This window comes from Pseudoalteromonas sp. SA25 (assembly GCF_011378705.1).
Taxonomy (GTDB): domain Bacteria; phylum Pseudomonadota; class Gammaproteobacteria; order Enterobacterales; family Alteromonadaceae; genus Pseudoalteromonas; species Pseudoalteromonas arctica.
This window is the reverse complement of the sequence record NZ_WTKV01000005.1, coordinates 85760-97965: the sequence shown is the minus strand read 5'-3', so window position 1 is coordinate 97965 and position 12206 is coordinate 85760. Positions and strand designations below refer to the sequence as shown.

Annotated in this window: 13 protein-coding genes; 8 read left to right on the top strand and 5 right to left on the bottom strand. The window is 37.9% G+C overall.

The window, feature by feature from the left end; all coding sequences use genetic code 11:
* Positions 1-5 precede the first annotated feature (5 nt).
* Positions 6-635, bottom strand: a complete 630-nt coding sequence (gene rlmE, locus GQR45_RS05735) for a 23S rRNA (uridine(2552)-2'-O)-methyltransferase RlmE (protein WP_007586629.1) — start codon at positions 633-635, stop codon at positions 6-8.
* A gap of 88 nt (positions 636-723) precedes the next feature.
* Here rlmE and yhbY point away from each other — a divergent pair, with 88 nt between their 5' ends.
* Positions 724-1020, top strand: a complete 297-nt coding sequence (yhbY, locus tag GQR45_RS05730; RefSeq protein ID WP_002963153.1) for a ribosome assembly RNA-binding protein YhbY — start codon at positions 724-726, stop codon at positions 1018-1020.
* 79 nt (positions 1021-1099) lie between these two features.
* Here the strand turns inward: yhbY and GQR45_RS05725 are convergent, their stop codons facing one another.
* A complete protein-coding gene (locus tag GQR45_RS05725) occupies positions 1100-1603 on the bottom strand; it encodes a histidine phosphatase family protein (protein ID WP_165725397.1) in 504 nt (167 codons plus the stop codon).
* Positions 1600-2754 (bottom strand): serine hydrolase domain-containing protein, encoded by a 1155-nt coding sequence (locus GQR45_RS05720; RefSeq protein ID WP_165725396.1) that lies wholly within the window; start codon positions 2752-2754, stop codon positions 1600-1602. The genes GQR45_RS05725 and GQR45_RS05720 overlap by 4 nt, the downstream gene beginning before the upstream one ends.
* A 113-nt stretch (positions 2755-2867) precedes the next feature.
* Here GQR45_RS05720 and GQR45_RS05715 point away from each other — a divergent pair, with 113 nt between their 5' ends.
* From GQR45_RS05715 to GQR45_RS05690, 6 genes are all read left to right on the top strand, one after another.
* Positions 2868-3671 carry a hypothetical protein gene (locus tag GQR45_RS05715; RefSeq protein ID WP_165725395.1) on the top strand — a complete coding sequence of 268 codons (804 nt, stop codon included), beginning with the start codon at positions 2868-2870 and terminating at the stop codon, positions 3669-3671.
* Positions 3672-4147: 476 nt separating this feature from the next.
* Positions 4148-4930 carry a MipA/OmpV family protein gene (locus GQR45_RS05710; protein WP_240920158.1) on the top strand — a complete coding sequence of 261 codons (783 nt, stop codon included), beginning with the start codon at positions 4148-4150 and terminating at the stop codon, positions 4928-4930.
* Positions 4920-5303, top strand: coding sequence for a DUF3019 domain-containing protein (locus tag GQR45_RS05705; protein ID WP_007586617.1), 384 nt, complete (start codon positions 4920-4922; stop codon positions 5301-5303). Before GQR45_RS05710 ends, GQR45_RS05705 begins: the two co-directional genes overlap by 11 nt.
* A gap of 25 nt (positions 5304-5328) precedes the next feature.
* A complete protein-coding gene (locus GQR45_RS05700; RefSeq protein WP_101216200.1) occupies positions 5329-6033 on the top strand; it encodes a response regulator transcription factor in 705 nt (234 codons plus the stop codon).
* A gap of 19 nt (positions 6034-6052) precedes the next feature.
* Positions 6053-7345: an ATP-binding protein gene (locus GQR45_RS05695; RefSeq protein ID WP_007586613.1), complete on the top strand. Its 1293-nt coding sequence runs from the start codon at positions 6053-6055 to the stop codon at positions 7343-7345.
* Between the two features lie 204 nt (positions 7346-7549).
* On the top strand, positions 7550-8905 hold the full coding sequence (locus tag GQR45_RS05690; protein ID WP_007586611.1) for a sodium-dependent transporter: 1356 nt from the start codon (positions 7550-7552) through the stop codon (positions 8903-8905).
* Positions 8906-8968: 63 nt separating this feature from the next.
* Here the strand turns inward: GQR45_RS05690 and GQR45_RS05685 are convergent, their stop codons facing one another.
* Positions 8969-9418: a GNAT family N-acetyltransferase gene (locus tag GQR45_RS05685; protein WP_165725393.1), complete on the bottom strand. Its 450-nt coding sequence runs from the start codon at positions 9416-9418 to the stop codon at positions 8969-8971.
* A 74-nt stretch (positions 9419-9492) separates the two neighbouring features.
* Positions 9493-10236, bottom strand: coding sequence for a sporulation protein (locus GQR45_RS05680; RefSeq protein ID WP_007586609.1), 744 nt, complete (start codon positions 10234-10236; stop codon positions 9493-9495).
* A 265-nt stretch (positions 10237-10501) separates the two neighbouring features.
* On the opposite strand from GQR45_RS05680, the gene GQR45_RS05675 reads away from it, so the two are divergent.
* The gene (locus GQR45_RS05675) at positions 10502-12076 is read left to right on the top strand and encodes a cation:proton antiporter family protein (protein WP_165725392.1); all 1575 of its coding nucleotides are present in this window, start codon (positions 10502-10504) and stop codon (positions 12074-12076) included.
* Positions 12077-12206: the final 130 nt, after the last annotated feature.

Genomic DNA, 12206 nt, shown 5'->3' with positions numbered 1-12206 from the left:
CTGTACTACAGTTTGTATCCAGTCGCTACTATATATACTTCCCGAGAACGGGCACGTGAGGCATCAGGTTTGCGTATTTTCACTGCTTTAAAACTATTACGTACATCTTGCAAGTATTGATCAAAGCCTTCTCCTTGGAAAACTTTAACAATAAATGCGCCATTTTTCTTTAGTACTTGACTACACATATCCAGCGCAAGTTCTACCAAATACATACTACCCGCTTGATCTACTGAGTTATTACCACTCATATTTGGTGCCATGTCAGAGAGTACCACATCAACATTTTTACCATCAATACGTTTTAACAACGCATTTAATACAGCCTCCTCACGAAAGTCACCTTGTAAGAAGTCAACACCCGCAAGTGAATCCATCGGTAATATATCACACGCGATCACTTGGCCTTTGTCACCTACTTTTTCAGCCAAATATTGAGACCAACTTCCTGGAGCCGCCCCTAAATCAACAACTGTCATACCTGGACGAAGTATTTTATCTCTATTTTGTACTTCATCTAATTTAAAAACCGCTCGGGAACGCCAGCCTTTTTTTTGCGCTTCTTGAACATATTTATCATCAAAATGTTCTTTCAGCCATCGCTGTGAACTGGCTGACTGTTTTTTATTTGTCATAAATTAACACGCAACTAATTAGTAATATTCTCTAGATGGCGTTAGAATACCCTTAATTCAAGCCATATTCAGCAAAATTTGTATAAACATGACATTATCAAACAAACAAAAGCAGTTTTTAAAAGGTCAGGCACATAGCCTTAAGCCTGTAGTTTTACTAGGTTCTAACGGTTTAACCGAAGGCGTAGTAGTCGAAATTCAAAGTGCATTAGAAATTCATGAATTAATCAAAGTTAAAGTTCCAACTGACGATCGTGAAACAAAAGCACTAATTTTTGAAGCAATCGTACGTGAAACTGGTGCGACTAAGCTACAAACGATAGGTCACACTATTGTGCTTTATCGTCAAAGCGTTGAGAAAAAAATACATTTACCGCGTAACTAATTAATCCTGTTAAAGGATTGAGTACGTTTAAATTAAAAAAACCAGCTTAATGCTGGTTTTTTATTATTTAACGCTTAAATTAAAAGCTCATTTTATGATGGGTTACATCATATTCACTGCCATTACTACTGGGCTTCTTATTCAATATAAAGTACTGAGTAAATTGTGTTTCACTCATTGCTGGCACTTTTTCATTCGAAAGTAGCTCGGCTAGTTGCGGTGTTGTATTACTGTGCCCAATAACAACAACTACACCTTTTAGTTTTAGTAACTCATTTTTTAAATCACTTAGCTCACCTGCGTTATACACATTTATGTCGGTATTTAAATATGCCTGCAAAGGGGACGCTGTTTGTAACGTGCGTTTATAGTTGCTGCTGAAAATATGTATATTTTGATGTTCTTTAAACAAAGTAACTAAATTATTGGCGCGTACTTTCCCCTCCTCTGAGAGCGCTGGGTTTTTACCCGTTAACTTTTCGCTATGACGAAACAAATATATCTCATCAGGTGCTGCAAACACTAAACTACAATTGAATGACATGACTAAAAAAGTGATTGCTAATATTATTTTATTATTCATATTTTTTTACCTCGTTTGTATTCTAATAGCCTGTCGATAAATTCAGTCGTTAGCTCATTGATTACGCCGGTTTCAGCATTAACTATTAAGCTAAAACCAATATTTAAGTGAGGAAATACAACCACATCACTTCTATAACCTTGCACCCAGCCACTATGATAGTAAAGTGTTTCATCAGCATAGTTATAAACGCGCCAACCTAACCCGTAATAAGCTTCATTAAGGTGTTTTTTCCACACCCTGCGATGCATTTCTTTTTTTGTATGTGTATAAGGGCGTGTTTGTTTTGCTAGAGTATCCAATGATAAAACATCAGGATATTGGCCCAGCTGCGCTCTTAACCAAATAGCCATATCACTTGCGCTAGCGTTCACACCAGCTGCAGGTCCCACTTTATAATAATTTTTTTTAAGCTTAGCGCTATACCAGCGCTTTTTACCCCGCACATGAGGTAGAGCATAATTACTGTCATGCACCATTTGTTCAAAACCTAAGCTCGCATCACTCATTTTTAATGGCTCAAAAATAGCTTCTCGTAACCACTGTCCGTAACTTTTATCGGTGCTTTGTAATATCACATCGCCTATAAGACTAAACATAACGTTTTGATAGCCATAACATTCGCCGGGTTTGCAAATTGGTTTGACGCTAAGCAGCTTTTCAACAATACCTGGGTAATCCATACGAGATTCAATTAAATTATCGTATGCATTAGGAACTAATCCACTTGAATGGCTTAAAAGATGAAACACCTTTAAATCATCTTGATAAACAGTCCCTTTAAAATCAGTTATGTATTCGCTAACAGGCTTATCTAATTCCAGTAGGCCGTTAACAGCCAATTTAGCTGATAACGAGCCTGCAAATGTCTTCGAAACAGACGCGAGTCTAAACCGAGTATGCTTATTAACTTTTTGTCCATTTCGTGATTTAGTTACGCCCATGGTGTGGATGTAGTCTGAGTTATTTATATTTACAATCGAAAGCGCTGCACCGGGTATACCTTTACTTTTTAATTTTTTTTGTGCGTAACGGCCGTACTTTTTTACAAATGCATCCCAATCAGGATCCGCTTTTGCTGCAAAACCCACAGAACTAAACAGCAAACACAAAGCAGATAGGCAATACGATAAAGAGTTGAGATACTTCATTTTTTATAAAATTTATCTTTTTAACTACATCTGCGCAGATAATATCATGAAGTTTTGTTTGTACTAACGTACAATACGACGATTATTTGGTTTTAAGCGAGTGTTTAGTACTTATGCGTTTTTTAGTTGTGTCACTTTTTATTTTATTATCAACTGGTTGTGCTATTACAAAGCAACCGGCCGAACCACTGGCTATGCCATTAAAGCCAACATTAAAAAGTCAGACCTATCAACTTGAGTACACTACAGAGTACTCATCTCCAAAAGTTAAATCGGTTCAACTTCCTGCACATAAAGTAGTTAGAAACCAAACAGTAAAAATCATTACCGATAAGGCAAGCGTAACCGATAAACTTCTATCGCAAATTAGCCAAGCACTGAACGATAAACAACTAAAAGTAACAACTAAAAATAACAGTGACTACACACTGACTATTCAGCAACTCGATTTAACTTTCACAGACGATACTAAGTACGCAATAAAGCAACCAGAGAAGCCATTTACTTTATATTCAAATGTTGCCCAGCAATACCCAACACAGCAGTGCGCTGCAATATTTGCACAAGTTAGTATGCGTCTCACGCACAAGTCATCGGGTGATGTTGTTTGGTTTGCTAAATCTTCAATCGACAGCGCAAGTTTTCATCGTGAACCACTAATTTACAATTTCACTGAAGAGCAAAAAATCACAAATGAGCTTGAGGTTGTCGCTTTTATTCATCAGCAAAACACTGACGAGGCCCGTATTGAAAGACTTGGCAAGGATATTCAAATCCCTCAGTACAAAACGTTGTCAAAACTATCTAGCCTTACCAAACTTAGCGGTCCATGTAACAGAACAGAAGTAAGTGCATTAACACCTATGATGCAGTTTTACTTGAGTAGTATATTAATCGATAAAATTAAAGTTCAGTAAATTAGGGTCTGTTGATCTTTACGGATTGAAATTTGTTCAAACTAGGGGCTATTTAATCGCGGCGCGAGATTTGTAACCTAGTGGGCTCGATAACTGCTCCTGCGTTATTCTAATGGCTTACATCCATGTAAGAATAAGTAAAAACTGAGTAACAAAGAGTAAATAGCCCCTAGGAAGAACCCTTTGGGCAGCGCCTGTTTGGCATTAATGCTACGTTATCGCCCATTTATGGGGAATACCACACTGCATAGGCTCCGCCTTGCCTAAATACCAAACAGACTGCTGTAAATTCAACCTTGAAAGATCAACAGACCTAACACTTACTACATTTTTTTACAGATTAAAGGAACGAATTAACAATATACTACGCTTAATAACAAATAATAATTAGGCCCTAAGGGATGAGAAACGCTTTGCTTAACCATACTTTACTGAGCATAACACTGCTTTTTTGCTGCATTTTTAGCACGTCGAGTATGGCAAGTAACCGCTATTATGCAGATAATACGTTAGAGCCAACCCAAGGCTTTGCGTGGGATTGGAGTGCTGGTGCGGGCTTTTATATTGAAGATTCTTACCTTGTCGGCATTGAGTCTTACGATAAAGGCGTTGAGCTCGACTTAAGTCTTGCTGTTTCCTACGATAAATTTTATCTTGATTTCGATCACAATCAACTCAGTGGCGGCCTTGTAATAGGCTACAGTCTTATAGATAAATTTGATTGGGGCCTAGATATATTAGGCACAAATACTCAAGCTGGATTTGACGAAAAAGGCCTCGGATTTTATAACCATGGTGTTATAAAAGAACTCCAAGGTATAAAAAAACGTAATTACGACTTTGACATCGGCCTTCGACTTTCTCGTCGATTTGAAAATTCTCAATTCTCTTTTGAATACCTTCATGATGTATCTGGCGCGCACAATGGCTGGGTTATAAACAGCTTTTTTAGTCACATTTTACCATGGCGAAACTGGGAGTTTAGATCTGGTGTTGGTTTAAGCGCCTACTCTGCTGACTTTACCAATTATTACTTTGGCATTGATAGCGATGAAGCCACCAGCCTTCGCCCGATTTATAGCAGCAATGCCAGTACTAGTATTATTTTTGAGTTCCATGCTGAGTACCCAATAAGCCAAGATTGGGTGTTTTTATCCGGCTGGCTTACCACATGGTTTTCAAAAGAGATTGACGACAGTCCAATTATTTCCCAAGGATATCAACACAAAGCCAAGGTAGGCCTACGTTATGTATTTTAGATGGATCTGTGTATTACTGATCTTCCCCAGTACTTTTACTGTTAAAGCTCAGGAACCTCCTGAAGCACTTATAGCAGTTCCCGACACCTGCGTTGCATTGCGCGAAGGACGAAATTGCTATGCTGACGTAACGCTAACGTGGGAGCAACCTATCATTGGTAATTACTGCCTACGTGACGCCACCTCAAAGTACATAATGCAATGTTGGCTCAAGCAACAGAGCGGTACCTTTAATTATGCATTTGATTCACAGCAAAGTATTTCATTTGAACTATTTGACAGCAATACCTCTAAAATAATTAGTATTGCCGAAGTAAAGCTTCAATGGGTATATCAAAACAGGCAAAAAAAGCGCCGCTGGCGACTATTTTAATACCAATCGCATTAAGGATATTTTCATGGATAACTATGGCACTATTTTACTCGTTGAAGACGATGTATCACTTGCTCAATGGGTTGCTGAATATTTAACAGAGCAAGGCTACACAACGCATGTTTGTCACAGAGGTGACGAAGTAATTAGCCAAGTCAAAACGTTAAATCCAAATATCGTGCTCCTTGATATTATGCTTCCAGGGCAAGATGGTATAAGCGTGTGTAGAGAACTTCGTAGTTTTTATAATTCGCCCATTATAATGCTCACCGCACGCGATGAAGAAATGGATGAGGTCATTGGTCTAGAAGTAGGTGCAAGCGACTACATAATGAAACCTGTACGCCCTCGTGCATTGCTAGCGCGTATAAAAGCAGCCCTTCGCCAAAATAATGAGCCAAATACCCCACACGTTAACGAGAGTGTTATTAATGTTGGTGCGCTTAGTATTGATACCGAATCTAGAAATGTAAAACTCAACAAGCAAGACGTAAACATATCAAGTGCTGAGTATTTACTGCTTCATTACCTTGCGAGCAATGCAGGCCAAGTGGTCTCGCGTGACGCTGTATTTAAAGCAACCAAAGGCAGAGAATACGATGGGCTTGATAGAAGTGTTGATGTACTTATTTCTGCACTTCGTAAAAAGTTTAATGATGATCCACAAAACCCTGAAAAAATTAAAACTATTTGGGGCCGTGGATATTTACTTGTTTCTACTGCGTGGTAATAAAGTGATGAATAAATAAATGAAAAAGTTTTATATATCGCTTCTAGGCAGTGCACTTTTATCTATTGTGGTATTGGGCTGGCTTATTGATGCTTTTAGTCAACAAGCGCATACCCCACAGGATGAATTTAGTCAGCAAAGTAAAATGATCATGGGTTTTAGCAAGCAGTTAGCTAACATACCCACATCTGAGCGCAGCGATTATGTAAAACAACTGGCGCTAGAGTTTGATGTTTTAATTGATTACAAACCTAATGAATCACTTGCTTTACCGCCTTCTTTATTATTACAAATGCACACGCCGGGTGGGCTGATTTTAGAAGATCAGCAAGGCTTTTATATGCTTTATAGCAGCGCTGTTTTAAATCCTTTTCACTTATCAATGCGTTTAGATAAAATTTTTGATAGCGAGCAACATAATGACATTATATTAACCTTGCTCTTTTACGCAGGCTTATGTGTATTTATGGGGTTTATTATTGCGCCCTTAGCTAAACGATTAACCGTGTTAAATGAAGCCGCTAAAAAGTTTGCCTCTGGTAATGTTCAAGCCCGAATAAAAGTATCGCATTTTACTTACATAAAAGACGTAGAGCTTACCTTTAACCGCATGGCCAGCCAAATAGAGAAACTTGTCGCCGAAAACAAGCTAATGGCCTCAAGTTTATCTCATGATATACGCACCCCTATCGCGTGCCTGCGATTTGGTTTAGATGCGGCATTAGATAGCCATGATGAGCAAAAAGTAAAACAGTATTTAACCCGTATGGAAAATGATTTAGACCATATGGAATCGATGCTTAGTAGCTATTTAGCATTTGCTACTTTAGAGCAAAATGCTAATAAGCTGACCTATTCATCAACAAACATTAAGTCCTACCTTGAAGATATTTTAGTGCAACTTGCACCTAAGCTTGAAATGCAAATGCTCAACGTACAGCTCAATAGTACCGATAAAATAATAAATGCAGATCTTCACTGGCTTGCTCGCGCAATTACTAATTTATTAACTAACGCATGTGATTTTGCAAGCCAACATATTTACTTAAGCGCAAAGTTACACGAGCAACAGCTTATAATAACGGTAGAAGATGACGGCCCGGGTATCGCTCGAGAAAATTTTAGTAATGTATTTAGCCCATTTTTTAGGGAAGAAGATCACCGTAACAGAGCTGATAAAAGTTACGGCCTTGGTCTAGCTATTGTTGAAAAAGTAGCCGACTGGCATCATGGCAGTGTTAAAGTAAGTAAAAGTACCCAGCTAGGTGGTGCGTGTTTTACTCTCACTATTGCACAGCATCATAATTCGTAAAGCAATAGTTACAGACTGTAATTAACAATTATTAAACAAAATCAACTCGTTATTTTAAACGACTCGATAACAACAATTAAAATCGATGGTTATAACACACACTTTACTTATTAAATTGTGCTAGATCAGCAAATAAGCACTTTTTATTTTTTAACATTTCCAGTAGATTGTCACCGCCGTCACACAATAGAGAAGTACAATAATATGAGCGCAGTTAGAGGCGAGTTCAGCTCTCGCTTTGGTTTTATTATGGCCGCCGCGGGTTCTGCCGTTGGTTTGGGCAATATTTGGGGATTCCCTACACAAACAGCAAGTAATGGCGGTGCTGCATTTTTAGTAGCATATTTAGTGCTTGCGTTCTTTTTAGCCTACCCCGCTTTAATGGCTGAACTTATGATTGGTCGTCACGGCCAAGCAAACGCGGTTTCATCACTTCAAAAAATATCTAATAAGCCATGGCAAAAACACTTTGCCTTTATTGTTGGTTTTGGCGGTATTTTATGTGCTGGCTTTATATTAAGTTTTTACGCCATTGTTGCTGGTTGGATGCTCAGCGCTACAGCTGAACCCATAGCTACTCTTGTCGGTGCCGACACAGCATCGACATGGCTAAGTGAACAATCACTTACCCGAAACATTATATTCACTCTTGTCTTTATCGTACTAACTGTCGCTATTATCAGTAGAGGCGTTGAGAACGGTATTGAAAAATGGTCAAAACGTTTAATGCCCGCTCTTTTGGGGATTTTATTTGCACTTATTGCTTATGTAATGACCCAAGATGGCGCAATGGAAGGTTTAAAGGCTTACTTAGTTCCTGATTTTTCGTCTATTTTTGACGCAAAACTATTAGTTAGCGCACTAGGACAAGCTTTTTTCTCTTTATCGCTAGGTACTAGCGTAATGATTATTTACGGCTCGTACATTAGCAAAAAAGAAAATCTTGTTTCTTTAGGTGCCTATGTAACCCTTATTGATGTATTTATAGCCTTTGTAGCGGGTTTACTGATTATTCCGGCTATGTATGTAGCGCAAGCTCAAGGCGTTGAAATATTCTCGGCCTCAACAGGTAAATTACTCTCTGAAGATACGTTAGTATTTCAGGTACTCCCTGCTTTATTTGATGGAATGGGCGAAGTTGGCTTATTTGTGGGCTTTTCATTTTTTGCGTTAATGAGTATTGCTGCTTTAACGTCATCTATTTCAATGTTAGAGGCGCCAGTATCATACACTGTAGAACGCTTTGGGATGAAACGCGTTCAGGCAACCTGGTTGATTGGAGCTTTAATTGCTATCGTTAGCATTATAATTGTGTGTAACCTTAGCAGCTTATTTGGCTTAGTGATTACTTTAACTACAAAAGTAGCTCAACCTTTGCTTGGCCTGATGTGTTGTATATTTGTAGGTTGGATTTGGTACAGAAGCTCATTACTTAAAGCAATTAAAGAAGGTAATCCTGAGGTCCATAACACATTGTTTTGGAAAATATGGCCTTGGTATACCAAGTTTGTGTGTCCACTTGCTATTGGTATGGTGTTTTTACACTCACTCTTGAGCTAAATAATACCTTAACCTTAAAATAGCCCACATTAGTGGGCTTTTTTATAGCTGCTTAAATTGGATTTATTTAGTGAGTTTTAAAATCATATCTTGATGAGGTATACCGTCTTCTAAATATTCACTTTTATAATCCTCAAAGCCAAAAGAGCGGTAAAAATCAAGCAAGTAAGTTTGTGCACCTATATAAATATCTCGCTCAGGCCATTGTGCTTTGCAGCAGTCTATAGCTTCAGTAATAAGTAAAGTAGCATACCCATTGCCACGCGCTCTTTCACTTACTAGCACGCGACCTATTGCGCTGTATTGCTCACTTTTGTCATAACAACGCGCATAAGTTTGTAGTTGCCCATTATCCAATGTATATAAATGCTGTGTATTTAAAGCAATATCTACATCATCAAGTTCAGGGTAAGGACATTTTTGTTCTACAACAAACACATCAACCCGCCCACGCATAATAGTAAAAAGAGTCTGTGTATCAAAAGCATCAAACTGCTCACATTTAAACTGCATATTAAATCCTATAAGCAAAAAACCCAGCTTAGGCTGGGTTTATTAAAATCACTCGTTAGCTTAGTTAGCTTATACTAAGTAAATAAGCGCTCTAGCTGATCACACAACTGCGATAGATTCACATGATCGTGCTCTATGGTCAAATCTACATAACCATCGCCTTTAAAGGCTCTGTCTAGCTCTATAAGCACATGTGTTTTATGTGCCTCTGGTACAAACGATAATTCAATCTCCTGAATGCCAAATAAGCTGCGGCTATTAGGTTTATACTCAAGTTCTTGGTAACACCCAGATAATGACTGAAAAGTTGAAGCCCGTAAGTGGCCTTTTTCTACGTCAGCTTTCATTAAACTAAAACCTAACTTTTCCATCGCTTGCATACACGTTTTAACCGCTTCATTAGGGTAAATGTGTAAATGATCTTTATCTGTTGGGTCAAGTGCTAAGTCTATATCTAGGCCTGTTTCTAGCCATACATGTGATTGATTATAACCTGCATTAATTTCTGTAATAGGTGTTTCAGAATGAAGACGTGCTTCAAAAGGGATGTTTTTAACTTCGCCTGGCTCAATTGTACCAATATCTGTAATTCGCCATTGCTCAATTACATGATTAGTAAAATAATCGCCATCATCACCCGCAACTTTAACACGAGTCATTAATAATAAATCTAAGCCTGCGATATCTTGGCTAACATCCCCTGCTGTGATAACTATTTGTGCGTTAAAAAGTTGACCTGGTTGTAGGTGTTCAGTTTCTAAAATAGTGTCTACTTTTGCAGCACCAATACCTACCGACGCTAAAATCTTTTTAAACATATCTCTCTCCTTAAGCTGAGCTGCTCTATTATTTGCTCTGGCTTAAACTTCTTCGTTATCGCATCTTAACCATATTTAAAAGCTAATGTCAGTGAAAAAATGTTATTTACATACTATTTACGATTAAATAAGTGTTTAATGCGTATTTTTCATACGCAGCAAGGCAAGTAATTGATTAGACGCGTTCATTTTTAGGTCTATTATATTTTCAATGGCATAAATTTTTCGTTACACTGCAACACCAAATGAAGTGATATTAAGAATTATGGAACTAATCTATTTTGCTGCCGCGTTTGTTTGTGGTTTTGCCGTTTATCAATTAAAACTACCTCCTCTTATTGGATTTTTATTAGCAGGCTTTGCTTTAAATTTATCGGGATATAAAAGTACAGAGTTGCTCGATACAATTGCAGCACTTGGCGTAACCCTTCTTCTTTTTAGTATTGGCTTGAAACTTAAAGTTAACAGTTTAATTAAACCTCAAGTTTGGGCACCTGCAACATTGCATATCATTTTTAGCAGTGCGTTATTTAGTGGTTTTATGCTGTTACTTGGCGTATTCGCTATTCCACTATTTGTTGATTTAAGTTGGCAAAGTGCTTTATTAGTTGGGTTTGCGCTTAGCTTTTCAAGTACTGTATTTGCAGTAAAAGTGCTTGAAGAACGCGGGGAAATGGCAAGCTTACACGGTAAAATAGCCATTGGTATATTGGTAATGCAAGATATCTTTGCTGTTATCTTTTTAGCTATTAGCACCGGCAAAGTCCCAAATTTATGGGCAATTGCACTAATAATTGCTTTGCCTTTATTACGACCTGTAATGTATGGCGTGTTGAACCGATCTAAACATGGTGAACTATTACCATTGTTTGGTTTTTTCTTTGCTCTAGTTGCTGGTTATCATGCATTTGAATTTGCAGGCCTAAAAGGCGATTTAGGTGCATTAATAATAGGAATGATGTTTGCCCCTCACAAAAAGGCAGGCGAGCTATCAAAATCCCTACTTAATTTAAAGGACATATTGCTAGTTGGCTTTTTCTTAAGTATTGGTTTGAGCGCAGAGCTAACCACTAACTCCTTGATTGTTGCTATTATACTTATTTTAGTATTACCCGTTAAAATAGCGCTTTATTATATGTTCACTAATATATTTAAACTACGCGCGCGTACATCATTACTTACTGCTTTTAGCTTATCTAACTACAGTGAGTTTGGTTTAATTGTATGTGCAGTGGCTGCAACTACAGGCATGATCACCTCTGAATGGCTAGCTGTAATGGCAATTGCTGTTTCTATTACCTTTATAATTGCCTCCCCATTAAATAAACGTTCAAACGAGTTGTACGTCAAAATTGAGCACTGGTTATTAAAGTTCGAAAGCAAAACTCGTTTAGCTGAAGAGCTACCTGTTAACCTTAACGATACTAGAATAGTCATTTTTGGTATGGGACGTATTGGTACTGGTGCTTATGAGACTATCAACGCGACTCACCCAAATGTTGTTGCAGGTATAGATATAAAACCTGAGGTGGTAGATAAGCACGTTAACAGAGGCCGCAACGTCTTAATTGCTGATGCAACCGACCCTGACTTTTGGCAACGAGTAAATCACTCACAAGTAGAAATGGTTATGCTTGCAATGCCAAAGCATATGCAAAATATCTTTGCTCTAGAGCAGCTACAAGCCTCTGGTTATAAAGGCCAAGTAACAGCTATTGCAAACTACCCTGATCAACAAAAAGAACTAGAAGAAATGGGTGTTCATTCTACTTATAACTTTTACCTAGAAGCCGGTAGTGGTTTTGCAGAGCACGTTAAACAAGAGCTATTTAACGAATAATTACTTTTTATAACGTCTATAAATAACAAGGCCTTAATCAGTTAAGGCTTTGTTATTAGTTTTTAAATAAAAAGCAATTCTATTTACATTCCTTTACAAGCCAATTCACCACAACAATGAAAAACAGGTA

What these genes read in the sequence shown, in the direction of transcription:
- GQR45_RS05715 (WP_165725395.1), top strand. Translation starts at nt 2,868, where the DNA reads ATGCGTTTTTTAGTTGTGTCACTTTTTATTTTATTATCAACTGGTTGT.
- GQR45_RS05695 (WP_007586613.1), top strand. Translation starts at nt 6,053, where the DNA reads ATGAAAAAGTTTTATATATCGCTTCTAGGCAGTGCACTTTTATCTATT.
- GQR45_RS05720 (WP_165725396.1), bottom strand. Translation starts at nt 2,754, where the DNA reads ATGAAGTATCTCAACTCTTTATCGTATTGCCTATCTGCTTTGTGTTTG.
- yhbY (WP_002963153.1), top strand. Translation starts at nt 724, where the DNA reads ATGACATTATCAAACAAACAAAAGCAGTTTTTAAAAGGTCAGGCACAT.
- GQR45_RS05675 (WP_165725392.1), top strand. Translation starts at nt 10,502, where the DNA reads ATGGAACTAATCTATTTTGCTGCCGCGTTTGTTTGTGGTTTTGCCGTT.
- rlmE (WP_007586629.1), bottom strand. Translation starts at nt 635, where the DNA reads ATGACAAATAAAAAACAGTCAGCCAGTTCACAGCGATGGCTGAAAGAA.
- GQR45_RS05725 (WP_165725397.1), bottom strand. Translation starts at nt 1,603, where the DNA reads ATGAATAATAAAATAATATTAGCAATCACTTTTTTAGTCATGTCATTC.
- GQR45_RS05680 (WP_007586609.1), bottom strand. Translation starts at nt 10,236, where the DNA reads ATGTTTAAAAAGATTTTAGCGTCGGTAGGTATTGGTGCTGCAAAAGTA.
- GQR45_RS05705 (WP_007586617.1), top strand. Translation starts at nt 4,920, where the DNA reads ATGTATTTTAGATGGATCTGTGTATTACTGATCTTCCCCAGTACTTTT.
- GQR45_RS05685 (WP_165725393.1), bottom strand. Translation starts at nt 9,418, where the DNA reads ATGCAGTTTAAATGTGAGCAGTTTGATGCTTTTGATACACAGACTCTT.
- GQR45_RS05690 (WP_007586611.1), top strand. Translation starts at nt 7,550, where the DNA reads ATGAGCGCAGTTAGAGGCGAGTTCAGCTCTCGCTTTGGTTTTATTATG.
- GQR45_RS05700 (WP_101216200.1), top strand. Translation starts at nt 5,329, where the DNA reads ATGGATAACTATGGCACTATTTTACTCGTTGAAGACGATGTATCACTT.
- GQR45_RS05710 (WP_240920158.1), top strand. Translation starts at nt 4,148, where the DNA reads ATGGCAAGTAACCGCTATTATGCAGATAATACGTTAGAGCCAACCCAA.